The organism is Mycobacterium intermedium (genome assembly GCF_002086275.1).
In the GTDB taxonomy this organism is placed as follows: Bacteria; Actinomycetota; Actinomycetes; order Mycobacteriales; family Mycobacteriaceae; genus Mycobacterium; species Mycobacterium intermedium.
Window position 1 is genome coordinate 1 of the sequence record NZ_MVHT01000328.1, and the last position, 415, is coordinate 415.

General features: G+C 80.5%; 1 protein-coding gene. It reads right to left on the minus strand.

The window, feature by feature from the left end:
- Nucleotides 1-344: hypothetical protein (locus tag BST27_RS33020; RefSeq protein WP_211285349.1), on the minus strand; the 344-nt coding region annotated here is incomplete at its 3' end.
- Nucleotides 345-415 lie beyond the last annotated feature (71 nt).

Genomic DNA, 415 nt, shown 5'->3' on the forward strand with positions numbered 1-415 from the left:
CCGCCGGCCCCACCGTTGCCGCCCGTGCCGCCAGTACCTCCGGAGCCGGCAACGCCGTCCTTTCCGGGGGTAGAGCCCGCGCCACCGGCACCGGCGGCCCCGCCAGTCCCGCCCGTACCGCCGGCTCCGCCGGCACCGCCCGCCAACCCGACGATGGCGCTGTTGTCTGTGCCGTCAGCGCCCCTACCGCCCGTACCGCCGACCCCACCGTTGCCGCCCTGGCCACCCGCTCCCTGGCTACCGCCGGCGCCAACACCGGCCGCCCCACCGGCACCGCCGGCGCCTCCGTCGCCGGTTCTGGCGGTGTTGGTGGCACCGGGGGCACCGGCGGGGCCGGCGGCCAAGGTGTGGCGGGTGCACCTGGAGGCGGCGCTGGCGGGTCGGGCGCGGCCGGCGGCGACGGAGGCGCCGGCGG